The organism is Sphingobacterium sp. 1.A.4, assembly GCF_002734245.1.
In the GTDB taxonomy this organism is placed as follows: domain Bacteria; phylum Bacteroidota; class Bacteroidia; order Sphingobacteriales; family Sphingobacteriaceae; genus Sphingobacterium; species Sphingobacterium tenebrionis.
In genome coordinates this window covers 68,192-86,010 of record NZ_PEAZ01000096.1, presented here as the reverse complement: position 1 = coordinate 86,010, position 17,819 = coordinate 68,192, and the positions used below count along the sequence as shown (strand labels likewise).

At 41.6% G+C, this 17,819-nt stretch carries 15 protein-coding genes; 8 read left to right on the top strand and 7 right to left on the bottom strand.

Annotation, left to right across the window (positions count from 1 at the left end):
• Positions 1–12 precede the first annotated feature (12 nt).
• Genes hisC through CRJ00_RS15970 form a run of 7 tightly spaced genes read left to right on the top strand, consistent with a single transcriptional unit; the run spans position 13 to position 5,889 of the window.
• Complete coding sequence (gene hisC, locus CRJ00_RS16000) at positions 13–1,065, top strand: histidinol-phosphate transaminase (protein WP_099367753.1); 1,053 nt, start codon at positions 13–15, stop codon at positions 1,063–1,065.
• A gap of 6 nt (positions 1,066–1,071) precedes the next feature.
• On the top strand, positions 1,072–2,211 hold the full coding sequence (gene hisB, locus CRJ00_RS15995; protein ID WP_099367752.1) for a bifunctional histidinol-phosphatase/imidazoleglycerol-phosphate dehydratase HisB: 1,140 nt from the start codon (positions 1,072–1,074) through the stop codon (positions 2,209–2,211).
• 38 nt (positions 2,212–2,249) lie between these two features.
• A complete protein-coding gene (gene hisH / locus CRJ00_RS15990) occupies positions 2,250–2,840 on the top strand; it encodes an imidazole glycerol phosphate synthase subunit HisH (RefSeq protein ID WP_099367751.1) in 591 nt (196 codons plus the stop codon).
• A 16-nt stretch (positions 2,841–2,856) separates the two neighbouring features.
• Complete coding sequence (locus CRJ00_RS15985; protein ID WP_099367750.1) at positions 2,857–3,609, top strand: HisA/HisF-related TIM barrel protein; 753 nt, start codon at positions 2,857–2,859, stop codon at positions 3,607–3,609.
• A gap of 3 nt (positions 3,610–3,612) precedes the next feature.
• Positions 3,613–4,368 (top strand): imidazole glycerol phosphate synthase subunit HisF, encoded by a 756-nt coding sequence (hisF, locus tag CRJ00_RS15980; RefSeq protein ID WP_099367749.1) that lies wholly within the window; start codon positions 3,613–3,615, stop codon positions 4,366–4,368.
• A gap of 14 nt (positions 4,369–4,382) precedes the next feature.
• Positions 4,383–4,970 carry a bifunctional phosphoribosyl-AMP cyclohydrolase/phosphoribosyl-ATP diphosphatase HisIE gene (gene hisIE / locus CRJ00_RS15975; protein ID WP_099367748.1) on the top strand — a complete coding sequence of 196 codons (588 nt, stop codon included), beginning with the start codon at positions 4,383–4,385 and terminating at the stop codon, positions 4,968–4,970.
• 7 nt (positions 4,971–4,977) lie between these two features.
• Positions 4,978–5,889 carry a WD40 repeat domain-containing protein gene (locus CRJ00_RS15970; protein WP_099367747.1) on the top strand — a complete coding sequence of 304 codons (912 nt, stop codon included), beginning with the start codon at positions 4,978–4,980 and terminating at the stop codon, positions 5,887–5,889.
• Here CRJ00_RS15970 and CRJ00_RS15965 read toward each other — a convergent pair.
• The 5 genes from CRJ00_RS15965 to dacB all read right to left on the bottom strand — a co-directional run bounded on the left by CRJ00_RS15965 (position 5,861) and on the right by dacB (position 11,611).
• On the bottom strand, positions 5,861–6,694 hold the full coding sequence (locus CRJ00_RS15965; RefSeq protein ID WP_099367746.1) for a hypothetical protein: 834 nt from the start codon (positions 6,692–6,694) through the stop codon (positions 5,861–5,863). The genes CRJ00_RS15970 and CRJ00_RS15965 overlap by 29 nt on opposite strands.
• 77 nt (positions 6,695–6,771) lie before the next feature.
• The gene (locus CRJ00_RS15960) at positions 6,772–7,251 is read right to left on the bottom strand and encodes a GAF domain-containing protein (RefSeq protein WP_099367745.1); all 480 of its coding nucleotides are present in this window, start codon (positions 7,249–7,251) and stop codon (positions 6,772–6,774) included.
• Between the two features lie 5 nt (positions 7,252–7,256).
• Positions 7,257–7,841, bottom strand: a complete 585-nt coding sequence (gene ruvA / locus CRJ00_RS15955) for a Holliday junction branch migration protein RuvA (protein WP_099367744.1) — start codon at positions 7,839–7,841, stop codon at positions 7,257–7,259.
• Positions 7,842–7,850: 9 nt separating this feature from the next.
• Positions 7,851–10,133, bottom strand: coding sequence for an NADP-dependent malic enzyme (locus CRJ00_RS15950; RefSeq protein ID WP_099367743.1), 2,283 nt, complete (start codon positions 10,131–10,133; stop codon positions 7,851–7,853).
• Between the two features lie 47 nt (positions 10,134–10,180).
• Positions 10,181–11,611 carry a D-alanyl-D-alanine carboxypeptidase/D-alanyl-D-alanine endopeptidase gene (gene dacB, locus CRJ00_RS15945; protein WP_245153266.1) on the bottom strand — a complete coding sequence of 477 codons (1,431 nt, stop codon included), beginning with the start codon at positions 11,609–11,611 and terminating at the stop codon, positions 10,181–10,183.
• A 128-nt stretch (positions 11,612–11,739) separates the two neighbouring features.
• On the opposite strand from dacB, the gene CRJ00_RS15940 reads away from it, so the two are divergent.
• Positions 11,740–13,515: an aminopeptidase P family protein gene (locus CRJ00_RS15940; RefSeq protein WP_099367741.1), complete on the top strand. Its 1,776-nt coding sequence runs from the start codon at positions 11,740–11,742 to the stop codon at positions 13,513–13,515.
• 550 nt (positions 13,516–14,065) lie between these two features.
• Here the strand turns inward: CRJ00_RS15940 and CRJ00_RS15935 are convergent.
• Positions 14,066–15,823: an alpha-L-fucosidase gene (locus CRJ00_RS15935; RefSeq protein ID WP_099367740.1), complete on the bottom strand. Its 1,758-nt coding sequence runs from the start codon at positions 15,821–15,823 to the stop codon at positions 14,066–14,068.
• Between the two features lie 106 nt (positions 15,824–15,929).
• Positions 15,930–17,819 carry a SusD/RagB family nutrient-binding outer membrane lipoprotein gene (locus CRJ00_RS15930; RefSeq protein ID WP_099367739.1) on the bottom strand — a complete coding sequence of 630 codons (1,890 nt, stop codon included), beginning with the start codon at positions 17,817–17,819 and terminating at the stop codon, positions 15,930–15,932.

The following is a 17,819-nucleotide window of genomic DNA, read 5'->3' as shown; positions in this document are numbered from 1 at the left end:
TAGTCTAAAATAATGTCCTTCAACTTAACCGCCTTATTACGAGAGAACATTAGAAATCTCGTACCATATTCATCCGCAAGGGATGAATTCAAAGGGGAAGCATCTGTTTTTTTGGATGCCAATGAAAACGCTTTTGGCTCCCCGCTTCCTCATGACTATAACCGATATCCTGACCCCCTTCAACATCAAGTAAAACATAAATTATCCAGCATAAAAGGTGTGCCTGCCGAGAACATGTTCTTAGGTAATGGTTCTGACGAAGCAATCGATATTCTCTATCGTGCTTTCTGTACACCAAAAATCGATAATGTGATCCTGGTACCACCTACTTACGGTATGTATGAGGTGTCTGCCAATATCAATGATGTAGAGGTCCGTAAAGTAAACTTGACTGCAGATTATCAATTGGATCTAGATGGTATCGCAGAGGCATTGGACACCCATACCAAACTTATTTTTGTATGCTCGCCCAATAACCCAACCGGTAATAGCATCAATCCATTGGATATTGAAACCCTTTTGGTCAATTTCAAAGGTATTGTCGTGGTGGATGAAGCATACATCAACTACTCCAAACAGAAATCCTTTACCTATTCCTTGCCGGAATTCCCGAACCTGGTTGTTCTACAAACACTTTCCAAAGCTTGGGGATTGGCCGCTTTGCGCTTAGGCTTGGCATTTGCGAGTAAAGAAATCATTGAAGTCTTCAACAAAATAAAACCACCCTATAACATCAATCAGGCCACCCAAGATCTGGTATTGGAAGCATTGAATAATTATGAGGTGGTGAACGAGTGGATTCGGGAAACCATCAAAGAAAGGGAAACTTTAGTATCCCAATTGGATGCCTTACAGCAGGTTGAAAAGATCACCCCTTCCGATGCCAACTTTATTTTGGTCAAACTTCAGGATCCTAGATCCCTATATGATTTTCTGGTGGACAAGGGAATCATTGTTCGCGACCGCTCAAAAGTGGCATTATGCGATGGTTGCCTACGTATAACCGTGGGGACAAAGTTGGAAAATGAACGTTTAATAAACGAAATACAAGAGTTTTATAAATAATATCCCATGTCTGACCAATTAATTCGTGTCCTTTTTATCGATAGAGACGGCACATTAATTCAAGAACCGGCAGATGAGCAGGTAGACTCATTCGCCAAATTGAAATTTTATCCAGGCGCCTTGCAATACTTGCCAAGGATTGCCAAAGAATTGGATTTTGAATTGGTCTTGGTAACTAACCAAGACGGTTTAGGAACTTCTTCCCATCCGGATGAGAATTTTTGGCCTGTCCATCATTTGGTGATGGATACCTTCGCCGGTGAAGGCGTAAATTTTGCCCGCGAGCATGTGGATAGGACCTTCCCGCATGAAAATGCTGATACCCGAAAACCAGGTGTGGGGATGCTGAAGGAATATTTTGATCCTCAAAAATATGATTTGGCAAACTCCTTTGTGATTGGCGACCGGGTAAATGATGTGAGATTAGCACAGAATTTAGGCGCGAAAGCCATCTGGCTGCGCAATAACGATGATCTTGGGAAATTGGAAGGCGTGGAAATCAGCAACGATGTGGTTGCATTAGAGACTTCCGATTGGAAAGCGATCTATGAATTCCTAAAATTGGGGACCCGTGTGGCCGAGCATCACCGTAAAACCAATGAAACGGATATCTATATCAAATTGAACCTGGATGGCAGCGGAAAATCGGATATTGATACCGGGCTACCCTTCTTCGATCACATGCTTGACCAATTAGCTCGTCATGGTGCATTGGACCTTACGATCAAAGCCAAAGGCGATCTGCATATTGATGAACACCATACTATTGAAGATACCGGTATTGCGCTGGGTGAAATCTTCCTGACTGCTCTTGGAAACAAACGCGGCATTGAACGATACGCTTTTACCCTTCCGATGGACGACTGTCTTGCGCAGGTAGCGATAGATTTTGGTGGTCGCAACTGGATTGTCTGGGATGCCGAATTCAAAAGGGAAAAAATTGGAGATATGCCTACGGAGATGTTCTTTCATTTTTTCAAATCCTTTTCGGATGCTTCCAAATCAAACCTGAATGTACAGGCAACGGGAGAAAATGAACACCATAAGATCGAAGCCATCTTTAAAGCCTTCGCCAAAACCATCAAAAAGGCGGTGCGTAGGGATGCAGATAATATGCAGTTGCCAAGCACAAAAGGATTATTGTAAAACTATTTGAAGACCAGTTGGTTATTAAACATAAATAGATGGTTGGAATCGTAAATTATGGTGCTGGGAATATATTCTCCATAACCGCTGCTTTACAGCGCTTGGATATTTCCTACGGCATGATCAATACCAAGGATGATTTTGATCGTTACGATCGGATCATTATCCCTGGGGTTGGGCATGCAGGGGCAGCCATGGATAAATTGAAAGCGTCGGGTTTGGCAGAGGCCATCCCCAAGTTGGAAAAGCCAGTTTTGGGAATATGTGTAGGGATGCAATTGCTGACCGACTTTTCCGAAGAAGGCCATGCCGAACTATTGGGGATTATTCCGGTGAAGACCTTGCATTTTGAAGGTCGAGTAACCGAAAAAGTACCTCATATGGGTTGGAATAGCATAAGCTTCGACCCTTCCTGTCCATTGTTTAAGGATATTGCAAATAATACGTATTTTTATTTTGTACATTCTTATTTTATTGAACATGAGGATAGGTATAACATCGCAACCTGTGATTATGGATTAACCTTTTCAGCAGCGATTGCCAAGAACAATTTTTGGGCAGTTCAGTTTCACCCGGAGAAATCCGGAAAAGCAGGAGAACAGCTCTTACTTAACTTTAGTCATTTTTAATCGAATTTTTGATATTATGTATATTATACCTGCAATTGATGTATTGGACAAACAGGTTGTCCGTTTAAGAGAGGGCAACTACGACGAGGTTACCACTTATCCGATTTCTTTGGAAGAACAGATCGAAAAATACCATGCCAATGGTACGGAGATCGTTCATATCATAGATCTTAATGGAGCCAAAGGTGATTTTAGCAATCAAGCTTATCTATTCGACATCATCAAACGTACTGAAATGAAAGTGCAATATGGTGGTGGTGTCCGTAGTATCGAAAAGGTAAAGGAATTGATCGATGCAGGGGTGTACCGCGTCATCGTAGGTACGCAAGCGATAACCAATCCGGCATTTTTGGAAGAACTTTCTGCATTGAACGAAGGCCGGATCAAATACGCTGACCATATCGTCATTGCCATTGATGTACTGGATGAGGTGATCAAATATTCGGGATGGCTAGAAAGCTCCCCAATTAAATTAATGGAATACATTGATAAATGTTTGGCATTAGGATTCTATCGTTTCCTATGTACCGACATCAGTAAGGATGGTAAATTAGGCGGTGCCGGTGTAGAGCTGTACAGCAAACTACTTGGACATTCGCCGATCATAAAACTGATCGGATCAGGAGGCATCAGTTCCATGGCAGATATTGAGGCGCTGAATGATTTGGGTAAAATGGAATCTGTGGTGGTTGGTAAAGCTATCTATGAAAATAGAATCAGCATCGAAGAAATAAAAGACTGGAATCTTAAAGCCTTAATCAGTTTCTAAAACATGTTGGCAAAGCGGATTATTCCCTGTTTAGATGTTAAAGATGGACGCACGGTAAAAGGGGTCAATTTTGTTGACCTTCGAGATGCCGGTGATCCAGTTGAATTGGCTTGGCAATATTCACAGCAAGGAGCAGATGAACTGGTCTTCTTGGATATTACCGCTACACATGAACGCCGTAAAACTACGGTAGACTTAGTGAAAGCAGTAGCTAGTCAGATCAATATTCCCTTTACCATTGGTGGTGGAATCAATGAATTAGCAGATGCAGATGTCTTGTTGAATGCGGGTGCAGACAAGATTTCCATCAATTCGGCTGCTGTTCGAAACCCAAAACTATTGGAAGAACTGGCCAATGCTTTTGGTGTTCAATTTGTTGTGTTAGCGGTGGATACCCGCTTCGTGAATGGAAAGAACTATGTACACCTGAGAGGTGGCAGGGATATTACAGATCTGGAGACCGAGCAATGGGTAAAAGAAGCAGAGGATAGGGGAGCTGGTGAGATTTTATTGACATCCATGGACCATGATGGTACCAAGAATGGATTTGATAATAACCTATTGAAAAAGATAAATGCCAGTATCCACATTCCATTGATTGCGTCTGGCGGTGCAGGAAATCAACAGCATTTTGTCGATGTGTTCCAAGAGGCACAAGTAGACGCGGCTTTGGCAGCGTCGGTATTTCATTATGGTGAAATATTGATTCCAGAATTAAAAAATACACTGCAGAACCAAGGGATTCCTGTTCGGTTCTGATATTAACTATCATCATGAATATTGATTTTAAGAAAGGGGACGGTTTGGTTCCGGTGGTCATTCAAGATGCCCAGACATTAGAAGTGTTAATGTTGGGCTATATGAATGAGGAGGCTTGGAATAAAACCAATGAAGAGCAAAAGGTTACCTTTTTTTCCAGAAGTAAAAATAGGTTGTGGACAAAAGGAGAGGAGAGTGGGAATTTTTTGCAGGTAGTAAGTAGTCATATTGATTGTGACCAAGATACCGTATTGATCAAGGTCAACCCGGCTGGACCAACCTGCCATACAGGCTCCAGAAGTTGTTTCAATACCCCATTCAACCAGAATTTCCTATTGGAATTGGAGCGCATCGTGCAACATCGCATCGATTTCCCTTCCGATGAATCCTACGTGAATAGATTAAGGAGCAGAGGGATTAATAAGATTGCTCAAAAGGTAGGAGAGGAAGCTGTGGAAACGGTTATTGCCGCACTTACCGAAACCGATAATGACTTTATCAATGAGTCATCAGACCTTTTATTCCATTTGATTGTTCTATTAAAGGAAAAGGGAATGAGCTTAGAAACCATTGCCAAAAATTTAGAAGGAAGACATCAATAAACCAAACATGGCATCCAATTTGGAAATTACATTAGCATCTACGCTTACCGGACATCAGAATCCTGTCTTTGCCTTAGCCCAACCTGAAAATTCCTCGGTGTTATATACCGGTGGGAATGATAAAGGGGTAGTGGAATGGGATCTGCAGGAAATGAAGTTCAAAAGGATTCTTTGTAAGGTGGGTTCTTCTGTATATAAACTATTGGCCATTCCGGATTCTGACCTCTTGGCCATTGGATTGCGTTCTGGTCAGCTCTTATTGGTGGATACCCAAAAGCAATCGCTTGTTGCCAATTGGAATACGGAATCGGGAGCCATATTTGATATCAAACTTATCCCCTCCAAAAGGGAACTGATCGCTATAGGCGAAGAAGGTTTTGCGTATGTGTGGAGTTTGGAAAGTTTAGAACTTTTATACCGTTTCAAGGTATCCGATACCACCGCGCGTGTCATCAGCCTTTCAGAAGACGGTAAATTATTGGCCTTTGGCGATAAATTGGGGATGGTCCATGTCCATGATGCCTATGATTTCCATAAATATATAAAAGAGCCAATCCATGAATTGCCGGTAACTTCCTTACGATTTATAAATGGGGAGCTAATTTCTGGGGGACGGGATGCAAAGATCAATCGCTTGGATCCTAAGACCTTGGAGAAAAAGCAGAGCCTTGTACCGCATATGTTCACGGTCTACGGGATAGACAGCTCGGCTGATAATAATTTTTTGGTAACCGTAAGTAGGGATAAGACCATAAAAATATGGAGATCTACAGACTGGGGTCTTTTAAAGAATATCTCTCGGGATAAAGGTATAGAAAGCCATTACCTCAGCATCAATAATGTCCTTTGGCAAGAAAATCGGATTTTTACGGTAAGTGATGATAAATCGATTAAGATATGGAAGGTGGAAACTCATTAAACCCTTCTTGCAACTTTCTCCGCACATTACATAGATAGAACGAATACAAGGTAGCGAGAATGCACGCGAATAACATGACATATAGATACGGTTTCATATCCGGATCAATGAAATGTGGCTGCTTGATGTTTTGGATAAGAATGCCAAAAATACCCCAAGCTAAAACAGCAGAAACCGCAGGGAGATAATGTGTTATGGTATAATAAATACCGTATGCCGTACATGCCAACAGCACAGCTACATTCAACCAGAACAACTCCGAAGAGGAGCTCACCAATTCAAATTTGGCTAAAATGGTCACACTATTGAAAGCCATTAAAATAATCATCCAACCTGTATATACCCCAAAACCTAAACGGATAAAATAGCGAATGAAAGAATTTGAAACCAGTTTATGAATTTCTATCCGTTTATTGATCATTAAAATGGTAATCAAACATGCTGATGAACAAATTACAGAAAGGATAAAATGATTGTTCATTTTTAATACCATACTCAAACCACAGAATAGTTGATTCAGGATAAGTAGATTACCAATCTTCTTGATCTTAAGGACTGTTCTTGGATTTTCAGCTTCATTTCTAGAAGCTATAAACATCAGTATCCCTACCAATATCATATTGGCCGAAAGAAATGACCATATTTTAAATGTAATAGGTGCTGGGGTTAGGTAAGTTGGATAGGAACTAATGGCCGTATTGATCGAATTTCCGAAGAAAAAACTGTTGTCCATCAAGATAATCCACGTGAAATTCAACGTGACCATCATGAAATTCAGCAGAGCCAAAGATTTAGTTCCCGACATGATAGATTAATAATTATAGTTGTGATTCAACACAAATATACGGGAATTGTTTTACTCTTTGTTAAAAGATTTACGTTTTAACAAGTATCTCCTAAAAAGGTTAAGATTTCAGCTAGGTATTTACTGTCAATTTCATCAAAATCAGCCAGTTCGTCGCTATCCACATCGAGAATACCTATACATTTACCGTCCTTGAACAAAGGTACTACGATCTCCGATTTCGATAAAGAAGAGCAAGCGATATGCCCTGGGAATTCATCCACATTCGGAACGATTACGGTTTCTTCCTTTGCCCAGGCTGTCCCACAAACTCCACGGTTATAAGCAATCCTCGTACAGGCTACGGGTCCCTGGAATGGGCCTAAAACCAATTCCTCGTTTTCAGCCAAATAAAATCCTACCCAGAAAAAATGGAACTGCTCTTTCAATGCCGCGCAGATATTTGCCATATTGGCCACAAAATTGGTCTCTCCTGAAATCAATCCCTTGATCTGTGGAAGGAGGTTTTCATATTGCGTCTGTTTATCCCCTTGGATTATCTGTAAGTCTTCTGCCATGTAAATTATAATCTTTTTAATGCTGCTTTGATCAATTTTTCAACGGTCAAATCTGGCTCTGCGTTATGGATCGCCTGTAGCACTTTGTCGGCTTGCGGTTTTCCAAAACCCAACATCACCAATGCCGTCAATGCCTCTTCAATAGCTGAAGATTTGGTTACCGGCAGCGGAATCAAGGCATCTGGTCCTTGTTTCTTCAATTTGTCCTGTAATTCCAAAATAACACGTTGTGCCGTTTTTGGCCCAATACCCTTAATCTTCTGGATAATATTGACCTGTCCGGCAACAATGGCTTGCTGGATCTCTTCCGGAGTAATGGAAGATAGCATCATACGACCCGTATTTGGTCCTATACCTGAAACGGAGATCAGGTGTTCAAATAAATGCCTTTCGCCTTCTGTTGCAAAGCCGTATAAAGTCTGGGAGTCTTCTCTAACCTGAAAGGAAGTAAAGAGCTTACAGTCTTCCAAATCTTTGATCTGGCTAAAGGTCGTCAGGGAAATATGCAGGTAATAGCCAATCCCACCTACGTCTATAACAACGTGGGTGGGCGCTTTTACTACTAATTTTCCTTTGATGTATTCGTACATACGGAAATGTTAGTTATTGTTGTTTTTTTCGTGCTCAATGGCATCCACCACCGCAATGGTAACCATGTTCACGATCTCACGAACGGAACTGTCTAATTGCAATACATGGACAGGCTTGTTCATTCCCAATAGGATTGGTCCTACAGCTTCTGCATTTCCAACTTCCTGTAATAGCTTATAGGCAATATTACCGGATTCCAAATTAGGGAATACCAAGGTATTTGCTGCTTCGCCATTTAATGCAGAGAATGGGAAATTAGCGGACAACATTTCTGGGTTCAATGCAAAATTCGCTTGGATCTCACCATCAGCTACGATTTCAGGATGTTCTGCATGAAGGATCTTCACCGCTTGGCGAACTTTATCGGAAACCGTTCCTTCATTGGAACCAAAGTTGGAGTAGGATAACATAGCAATACGTGGTTTGATATTGAATCGCTTAACAGCAGAATCCAATAATACCGTAATATCAGCCAACTCCTGTGGTGTTGGATCTTCATTAACGGTGGTATCACCAAAGAATAAAGGTCCTTTATTGGTCATCATGATGTACATACCTGCAACACGGCTTCCTGGTTTGGCACCGATCACCTGCAATGCCGGACGAATCGTAGATGCGTAATTTCTGGTCAATCCAGAAATCAAGGTATCTGCCTCACCAAACTCAACCATGCTGGCAGCAAAATAGTTTCTATTGGTCATCAATTTTCGGGAATCCAATTTATTGATGCCACGACGTTGTCTTTTCTTGTAAAGATGCTCTGCATATTTTTCGAAACGTGGCGAGTCAATCTCCGCTTGCGGATCGATGATCTCCGCCCCATCCAATTCAAAAGCATATTCTTTGATGATGTTTTGGATCTTCTCTTTGTTACCTAATAAAATAGGGAATGCAATACCTTCTTCTTTTACGATCTGGGCAGCGCGAAGGGTTTTGGTGTTATCAGCCTCTGCGAATACCACACGTTTAGGGTTGGTTTTTGCTTTTGCAGATAAATTGCGGATGATGCGGTCTTCCTTACCCAAACGTTTATGAAGTTCTTCCCGGTAGGCATCCCAATCCTCAATGGTCTTACGGGCTACGCCAGAAGCAATAGCGGCCTTAGCAACCGCAATAGATACTTCCGTGATCAAACGTGGATCGGTTGGTTTTGGGATCACATAATCTTTACCAAAACGGATATTACTTTGGTTATAGGCAATGTTAACCTCTTCAGGTACATTTTGTTTCGCTAATTCGGCAATTGCGCGAACAGCAGCGATTTTCATGTCTTCATTAATGGCTGTAGCGCGTACATCCAATGCACCACGGAAAATATACGGGAATCCCAATACATTGTTCACCTGGTTAGGATAATCGGAACGTCCAGTACCCATGATGATATCATCACGTGTTTCAACCGCTAGATCGTAAGCAATTTCAGGATTTGGATTAGCCATCGCCAAAACAATCGGATTACTGTTCATGGTCAATAACATCTCCTTGGTCAATACATCCGCTTTGGATAAACCAATGAAAACATCCGAACCTGCCACGGCATCTTCCAAGGAATGAATGTCACGGTCGGTTGCCCATTCTGCTTTTGTTGCATCTAAGTTGTCACGGTCGTTACGGATAACCCCTTTACTATCTAACATCACGATGTTCTCTTTTCTTGCACCAACCGCAACATACATGGCTGTACAAGAAATAGCAGCAGCACCTGCACCGTTCACTACGATTTTCACATCAGCAATATCCTTACCTTGCAATTCGCAGGCGTTGATCAAGGCTGCACCAGAAATAATCGCTGTACCATGTTGGTCATCGTGCATCACCGGAATGTTCATCTCTGCCTTTAAGCGTCTTTCAATCTCAAAACACTCTGGCGCTTTGATATCCTCCAAGTTGATCCCCCCGAATGTAGGTTCCAATGCTTTTACGATGTTTACAAATTCATCAACATTCTTGGTGTCCAATTCAATATCAAACACATCGATATCCGCGAAGATCTTAAATAATAGACCTTTACCTTCCATCACTGGTTTTCCGGCCTGCGCACCGATATCTCCTAAACCTAGTACGGCAGTACCATTACTGATAACCGCTACTAAGTTTCCTTTTGCAGTATATTTATATGCATCCTCGCTGTTTTCTGCAATCGCCAAACAAGGCTCTGCTACACCAGGAGAATAGGCTAATGTTAAATCTCTTTGGGTACTGTGTGGTTTTGTTGGTACAACGGCAATTTTTCCTGGACGCCCCATAGAATGGTAGGTTAAAGCGTCTTTCTTTCTGTTGATGTTACTCATTACAATTTTAGTTTATACTTATATGTGTCGATTATTGCCTGAATAATCTATTTTAATGCATCTAATAATTTAAACATGGCCTGTCTCATCGAGGAGGCTGATCCTTGGTAATTATTTACCAATAAGGAAAAGGTATATTCTTGGCCATCGGCAGCTTTTTGATAGCCGGTATAGCCCAATACACCTCCTATAGTTCCGCTTTTCATGGATGTCCCATTCACATTGGGCAAAGATTTTAGAAAATCGGCATACCAGGTTCTTCCCTTTGCATATTGCATGATTCTGGCCATTGCTTGGGTCGTAACCCGGTTCTGTGGCGATAATCCCGAACCATCAAAGGTATTGATTTCACTCGGTGAAATCTTTAATTTATTTTGCCAGAACTTAGCGACCAGATTGGCTGCTTCGCTGGTATTGGTTTTGTTGGCGGAAATGCCTCCAATGACCTTCAATAGACTTTCTCCATAAAGGTTGATACTCTTTTGGTTGAACCAATGTACAATCTCCATCAACTTCGGAGAATGGTGGGTATGGATCAGCTTTTTATTCCCGCTGATCAGGTATTGTGGGTCTCTATTTTTTAAACCTTGAAAGGTGATGATGGTATCCAACACTGCAATAGAATCTTGGGCAAGGACTTCAGAAAGATCGTACGCAAGATACAGGGCAGGGTCTGGAACGGATATCTCAATGGTTTTCTTTAGGTCACTTCCGTAGGTCCCTCTTAAATAGATCGTATTGGAATAGGGAGCAGAATAGGCATATACATTATCTCCCGAACCCACATTTCCAGTGCTTACCTGATTGATCATCTGGAAAAATGGAGGTGTTTTTACAGGTTGAAGAGCTGCCGGTTGGCCAGGTCTAGATGGACTGAAATTGATGCCCAATTTGTTTTCCTTCCAATTCAGGCCTGATACACCTGCTCCATAGTAATTGCCGATATCGGTCCACATCCAAGTGCCCGGTACATCATATCCATTATAAAGTTGGTCATTGGCAATAATACTTCCTGCTATTTGTTTGATTCCCAGTTTAAGAATGGCCTCTTTCCATTTGGAAAGGATAGTAGCCGCTTTAGTCTGTTCGTAGCGATCACTACCCAAAGTAGGATCTCCAGAGCCTTCAATAATGATGTCTCCATTCAATACACCCAAGGAGTCGACATCTCCAGTAACATAGAGTTTTGTCGGAAAGGTATAGTCCGCGCCCAATAGTTCGAGGGCGGTTATGGAGGTGATGACCTTGAGGGTGGATGCTGTTGGCATTCCGATTTTGTTGTTGCCATCAAAAACCACTTCGCCGGTTTTCGCGTTGATGACCGTTAAAGAAGCCAAGCCACTTTGAAGGGCAGGGCTTTTTTGGAAAGTCTGAAAGGCAGATTGGATTTTTGGTTTAATCCCTTGGCCCAACACCGGAGCTGTACCCAGCACAGTGACCAATGTCAGCATCGAAAAAAATGAAAAAAATCTTCTCATAGCTAGCAAATATCGTAATCTACTAAACAAGTAGTGCATTAAAAGTGTAAAATTTCAAATCTATGATTAAGGTAATGTATTAATTAAGAGAGTTTTTATAACTTGCGTGGAATATTAAAAATTACATAATGAATCACATCGAAAAATTAGCTTCCATCCGGGAGCAGATGAAAGAAAAAGGTGTAGATGCCTATATTATCCCATCATCTGACCCACATATCAGTGAGTATCTCCCAGACCGATATAAATGTATTGCTTGGACATCCGGATTTACCGGTTCGGCAGGAACATTGGTGATCACCGCAGATTTTGCAGGTCTTTGGACAGATTCACGCTATTTTGTTCAGGCTGGAGAGCAGTTGGAAGGGACAGGATTTGAATTGGTGAAACTTCAGGTACAGGGAAAACCAGAATATGCTACTTGGCTTGCAAAACAATTAAAAGAAGGCGGTACTGTTGCTTTTGATGGTAACCTGGCTGCCGTGGCGGTCGCTCAGGCTGTTCAACAGGAATTACAACCCCTAGGAATCCATGTAAATGGACATTTAGATCTGTTGGATCCAATCTGGGAGAATAGACCAGCATTGCCTTTGGAAAAAGCCTATTTGTTGGATGAAAAAACAACAGGTCAATCGACGGCTTCAAAAATCGAGGCCGTTAAAGCTAAATTGAAAGATAAACGTGTAGATAACCATTTGGTTTCATCCTTGGATGACCTTGCTTGGTTATTGAACATCCGTGGTAATGATGTGCATTGTAATCCGGTGGTATTGGGCTTCTTCCTGATCCAAGCGGATAAAAACACCCTTTTCATTGCTGATGGAAAACTTTCGAATGAAGAGGTAGCATCATTGAATGCTTCGGGGGTACAAGTAGAGGATTATGAAAAGGCATTTGATGCGGTGAAGTCTATTTCCAACGGTAGAATTTTGTTGGATACCAAACGCACATGTTTTGCGTTTTATGATGCTGTTGCTGATGGGGTTGAAATTGTAGAGGAGACCAATCCATCCACTAACCTGAAAACGGTTAAGAATGGGGTAGAGATCGAACATACACGCAATGCCATGGTGAAAGATGGTGTTGCTCTGACCAAATTCTTTAAGTGGTTGGAAGAGGAAGTCGGCAAAGGTGAATTGACCGAGATTTCCATTGCTGAGAAATTGCAAGGATTTCGCGCGGAAAATGATGGTTTTGTGGATATTTCCTTTGATACCATTGCCGGTTATCTGGAGCACGGTGCTTTGCCACATTATAAAGCGACCGAAGAAAGCAATGCTACACTAAAACCAGAAGGACTATTATTGGTGGATTCCGGAGGTCAATATAAGGATGGAACAACGGATATTACGCGTGTTGTTTCTCTTGGAAACATTAAAGCAGAGGAGAAAACAGATTATACCTTGGTGCTGAAAGGAACTATTGAAGGTTCTCAGGCAATCTTTCCAAAAGGTACAAGGGGATATTCGATTGATGCGATCACAAGACGTCCGATTTGGGAGCAGTTGCGTAATTATGGACATGGGACAGGTCATGGGGTAGGTTTCTTTTTGAATGTGCATGAAGGTCCACAGGTGTTCAATATGGCTGCGATTGATATCCTGATTGAAGAGGGCATGATTACCTCTATTGAACCGGGATTATATCGTGAAGGTCAATATGGTATTCGTATTGAGAATTTGGTGTTGTCGAAAGCGGTGGAAAGCAATTATTTTGGAGATTTCATGGATTTTGAGACCTTGACGATCTGTTATATTGCTACGGATTTAGTGGATAAAACTTTATTGGATGAAAAGCATATTGATTGGTTGAATAGGTACAATGCTTGGGTATTTGAGAAATTAAGCCCGAAATTGGATGAAGAACACGCTGCTTGGTTGAAGGAGAAAACGTTAGCTATTTAATTTTTGAGTATCTAATTTTTGAGTATTTAGTAGTGAGTATTTAGAATTTAGATACTGCAAGCGAATAGAACAGGCTGAATCATGATAAATGGTTCAGCCTGTTTTTTTGTCAACCATCCCGTCATTGCGAGGAGGCACGACGAAGCAATCTTTCTCCCTGTCATCCTGAGCGAAGTCGAAGGATCTGTACGCAGGCATACGAACAGATGGTTCGACTCCGCTCACCATGACATGCGGGAAGATTGCTTCGTTCCTCGCAATGACGTGGGAGTCGCAATGACGCTGGCCTCCCAATGACGCGGAAAGTTCAAGACATAGTAGGAGTCATTTTTTCTTCAATTTTCAAGTGAGATATATGTACCATGTAAGTGAGTTGTAAGTGACTTTTAGCACTTACAACTCACTTACAAGTCACTTACACCTCACTTGAAAAAAGAAAAAAGCAAGCAAGCACCTCACCCCAAAAGAAGCTTTTTCTTTAGATCCTGTTTATAAAAAAAACAATTCCTAATTCTCCTAAGGTCAAATCCTAATTCTCCAAAATTTAATCCTATTTTTCCGAAAGCCAGATCCTATTAAACAACACTTCTTTCTCTGCTTGAAAATCAACCTGAATCTCCTGCGCCTTATCCATCGAAAATTCACCCAATACCACATCCAAAAACTCCTCCACATACCAATTCTGGTTAGGTTCCACAGTAATCTTTCCATTAGGCTTGGCCACTGCCTTCCAAGTTCTGCCATTCGCAGTAATGGTCAGCCCTATATCTTCTTTGGCAGGATTATGTAAGGAAGCTTCTAATTGATAATTTCCTGATTTTGGTACATATACTTTCCAGCTCACTTTTTGATTCGGTTTTAACTTCAAATGATCCGGGCTAGTTCCATCAAATCCCTTATACTCCAGTCCCTTACTGATCGTGTTTTTAGCATTCAAACTAAATCCTCCAAATGTAGATTCCCCTACGATTTCCTTGTTGATATCCAACTTATCCATCGTCAGCTTGATCACCGAAACATAAGGATCAGGTTGATCCCCTGCACAATGTATATGCAATAAAGGGCCATTCTGCTCAAATTTCAATGCCTTGCGACCGGAGGAAGTCAATAGTTCCACCTTATTGGGCTTACTGCTTAGCCCAGTTACCCGAAGAATTTTATCCAATGGCCAATTATACACATGCAGATACAATGCACCAGTCTTTTTATTCAAGGTGATCTTTCCCCAATCGTGTTGGGAAGACCGAATTTCCAATCCGGTGTTCATATATACCGATTCGCCATAGTTAGCAAGCCATTTCCCCATGGTCTCTAATCGTTCAATTCCTTCATACGGAACCGATCCATCTGCTCTAGGGCCAATATTTAAGGTATAAGACCCATTCAGGCTCACATTATTGATCAAAGATTGGAACAGTTGATTCGTTGATTTCCATTCGTTCTCCAAGGCATTGAATCCCCAGGAATGAGCGATCGTGCCAGGGGTTTCCCAGATATGGGTGGTATAAGCCGATCCAAATTGGTTATCACCCAATGTTTCGAAGTCCACATGTTCGTTTTCTATAGGTAGCCCCAAACGGGAGTTGATCAAGCAGTTGGGTTGCAGGTCGTGGATCAGGTTGGCCAATTGGTCCAACTGTTCTTTTTTGATGATGCTTTGTTGGTAGGGGATCCACATGTCAAACCACATCATCGCAATATCACCATAATTACTTAGCAACTCCCTGACCTGAGGGATCACTTTTTCTTGCCAATATTGGTTGTATTGAGCATCTGTAACCCTTCCGGTAATTTCCTGGTTATGATTCCATGCAAATGGATGTTGCCAATCGATCCATTGGGAATAATAGAAACAGAGTTTGATGTTGTGTTTTTTACAGGCTTCAGCAATTTCCTTGATCACATCCCTATTGGTTCCACTTAATTTGGGTAGGGAGTAATCACCTACCTTTGTATCCCAAAGGGCCACACCATCATGGTGCTTAGAGGTAATGATGATGTATTTCATACCGGCTTTTTTGGCCAGTAACACCCATTCTTCTGGATTGATTTTATCCCAGTCGAATCGTTTGGCAAGCGCTCCGTATTCGGCTTCCCCAATCCGGTTCCGGTATCGGATCCATTCGGCATAGTTGTTCGGGTGTCTAAGTCTTTCGCCTTTCCAGATCCCTTCCGTGGCACTGTACAGCCCCCAATGAATGAACATGCCGAAGCGTTCGTCCTCTAACCATTGGGCTTTATTGGGTTGTTGGGCAGAAGTTAATAAACAGTAGCAAATCAGAAACAAAGTACAGATGGCTGATCTCATAAAATTTGGTTTTATTGTGGCTTACAAGATAATAAAAAGGGGTTTAAAAAAAAATCTCGTGGAGCAGGGCGCCCCACGAGAAACCATTATATTAAAAATTGAACCTTTAGTTCTTTTTAGCCCACCAAAGCGGGGTAAATATTTGGTCTTCACCACCCAACTGCGTAACAGCTTTGTCGTAATTAGTCTGATCGGCAGAGCGGAAAGATGAAGGATATCTCAAACGTTGAGGGAAGAAATTCACCTGATTTTTTGTGTAATTAGATGAATTCAACTGTAACATGGTTTGGATTGGTTGTTCTACAGCAGGGTTTTCGAAAAATGGTAAACCTAATCTTCGGTGATCACTCCATGCTTCCAAAGCCATATAAGGGAATGTAGCAATGTATTTCTGCGTGATGATCTTTGTTAGTTTATCATTCTTCACCGTACCATTTTTATAAATGGTATTGGATGGATACGGAATCTGCGCAGTTCCAGGTGCCCCAGTGTATGCATCAATGAATTTTACGGTATGAGAAGCAGGTGGTTCCGTAACATGGTCATAACTTACAGAAGTACCCACGCGGTTATAGTTGGTAGAAGCTTTATATGCTGCTAAATGGCTACTCACACCCCAATATTCAAAATTCTGTTCAATACCTTTTTCATAAGCGGCTTTATCCGACATCGGGGTTGACCAACCTCTCAATGCCGCTTCGGCCATTAGGAAATGGGATTCCCAAGAAGCAAAGAACAACCTTTTCTGTGTACTCGTTCTGAACTTGTTGATCATTCCAGGTAGGCGACCATTCTGACCACGAAATACAAGGTTAGATGCTAGACCACCCCATGTTCCACCAGTGAAAGCATTCCATGTGTATTTTGTATCTAAAATATCTGTCCGTGTATCTGAAACCTTGATTGAAGCTTCTTGGGTGCTGGCTGCCGGCCAATATTCTCCATCCGTTTTATTTCCAGGAACGAAGAAGGCTTTATAAGCACGTGGGTCCATTTTATTTGGCATACCATCCAAATAATATCCTTGAGAAGGATCGTTGGATTTTACCGAGAAATTGGAAAGATATCGTGTTCCAAAATCATCCTCAGGTTTGATCTTTTCTATTATGCCTTGATTGGTAAATTGATCGGCTGTTTTAATACCTCCTAAACCGATGAATATATTGTTGAGGGTAGCTGAAAGGATTTGTGTGTTCCAGCTTCTGGACATGACGCCTGAAAGTGGGTCCCAACCATCTTTTTCTTGAACACCAAAGTTCTGTTCTTTCGTTTCGATGAATTTATTCGTAGCAACTGCAGCCTCAAATTCTGATTTTGCCTTCGCCGCATCTACTTCAGACAAGCGCATAGCGAAACGCATCCTCATGGAATTGGCAAATCTGATCCAATTCTCCCAATTGAAACCATAAGCCGCATCGTAAGATTTGATATCACCATTTGCAACACTTACATCAATTTTGCTGGTAGCATCTTTTAACTCGTCAAAAAGATAGTTGTAAACCTCTTGAACCGTATTGAAAGTTGGGTTGGTTCCTTTGAACGATTCGATCGGGGCAGGTCCAAAGTTATCCGATAGTTCACTCATCAGATAAGCTCTCCAGATACGAGCCACTTGTTTCACGTTTTCATTGTGTGCAGCTGCGGTTCCATTGGCGGCTTGCTTTTCGGCTATCTCGATGGCTGCGTTCGCATTGTTCAACCATTCGGAAATATAACGCCAATAATCACCATTAAACGTATCATCATCAACACCCATGTTTAGGTAATTGAAATAATGATGTCTTGCTGCGGTTTTCCAATAGTACACATATACCCTTTCTGCAATGTGTGGATCTTGCTGCGCGCCAATAATGGCGTTGTTTAGAAAATATTCAGGTTTTACCTGATTTTCATTCGCCGCTGTTGGGCTGGTATTTAATTCTTCGAATTTACTACAGGAAGCAGTTATTCCTCCAATAAGCAAAGCGAAAGTTATTTTTGATATGATATTTTTCAT

Excerpts from the sequence above, each read along its gene's own strand:
- hisF (WP_099367749.1), top strand. The coding sequence starts at position 3,613 with ATGTTGGCAAAGCGGATTATTCCCTGTTTAGATGTTAAAGATGGACGC.
- hisH (WP_099367751.1), top strand. The coding sequence starts at position 2,250 with ATGGTTGGAATCGTAAATTATGGTGCTGGGAATATATTCTCCATAACC.
- CRJ00_RS15935 (WP_099367740.1), bottom strand. The coding sequence starts at position 15,823 with ATGAGATCAGCCATCTGTACTTTGTTTCTGATTTGCTACTGTTTATTA.
- ruvA (WP_099367744.1), bottom strand. The coding sequence starts at position 7,841 with ATGTACGAATACATCAAAGGAAAATTAGTAGTAAAAGCGCCCACCCAC.
- CRJ00_RS15965 (WP_099367746.1), bottom strand. The coding sequence starts at position 6,694 with ATGTCGGGAACTAAATCTTTGGCTCTGCTGAATTTCATGATGGTCACG.
- hisC (WP_099367753.1), top strand. The coding sequence starts at position 13 with ATGTCCTTCAACTTAACCGCCTTATTACGAGAGAACATTAGAAATCTC.
- CRJ00_RS15930 (WP_099367739.1), bottom strand. The coding sequence starts at position 17,819 with ATGAAAAATATCATATCAAAAATAACTTTCGCTTTGCTTATTGGAGGA.
- CRJ00_RS15960 (WP_099367745.1), bottom strand. The coding sequence starts at position 7,251 with ATGGCAGAAGACTTACAGATAATCCAAGGGGATAAACAGACGCAATAT.
- CRJ00_RS15985 (WP_099367750.1), top strand. The coding sequence starts at position 2,857 with ATGTATATTATACCTGCAATTGATGTATTGGACAAACAGGTTGTCCGT.
- CRJ00_RS15950 (WP_099367743.1), bottom strand. The coding sequence starts at position 10,133 with ATGAGTAACATCAACAGAAAGAAAGACGCTTTAACCTACCATTCTATG.
- hisB (WP_099367752.1), top strand. The coding sequence starts at position 1,072 with ATGTCTGACCAATTAATTCGTGTCCTTTTTATCGATAGAGACGGCACA.
- CRJ00_RS15970 (WP_099367747.1), top strand. The coding sequence starts at position 4,978 with ATGGCATCCAATTTGGAAATTACATTAGCATCTACGCTTACCGGACAT.
- CRJ00_RS15940 (WP_099367741.1), top strand. The coding sequence starts at position 11,740 with ATGAATCACATCGAAAAATTAGCTTCCATCCGGGAGCAGATGAAAGAA.
- hisIE (WP_099367748.1), top strand. The coding sequence starts at position 4,383 with ATGAATATTGATTTTAAGAAAGGGGACGGTTTGGTTCCGGTGGTCATT.
- dacB (WP_245153266.1), bottom strand. The coding sequence starts at position 11,611 with ATGAGAAGATTTTTTTCATTTTTTTCGATGCTGACATTGGTCACTGTG.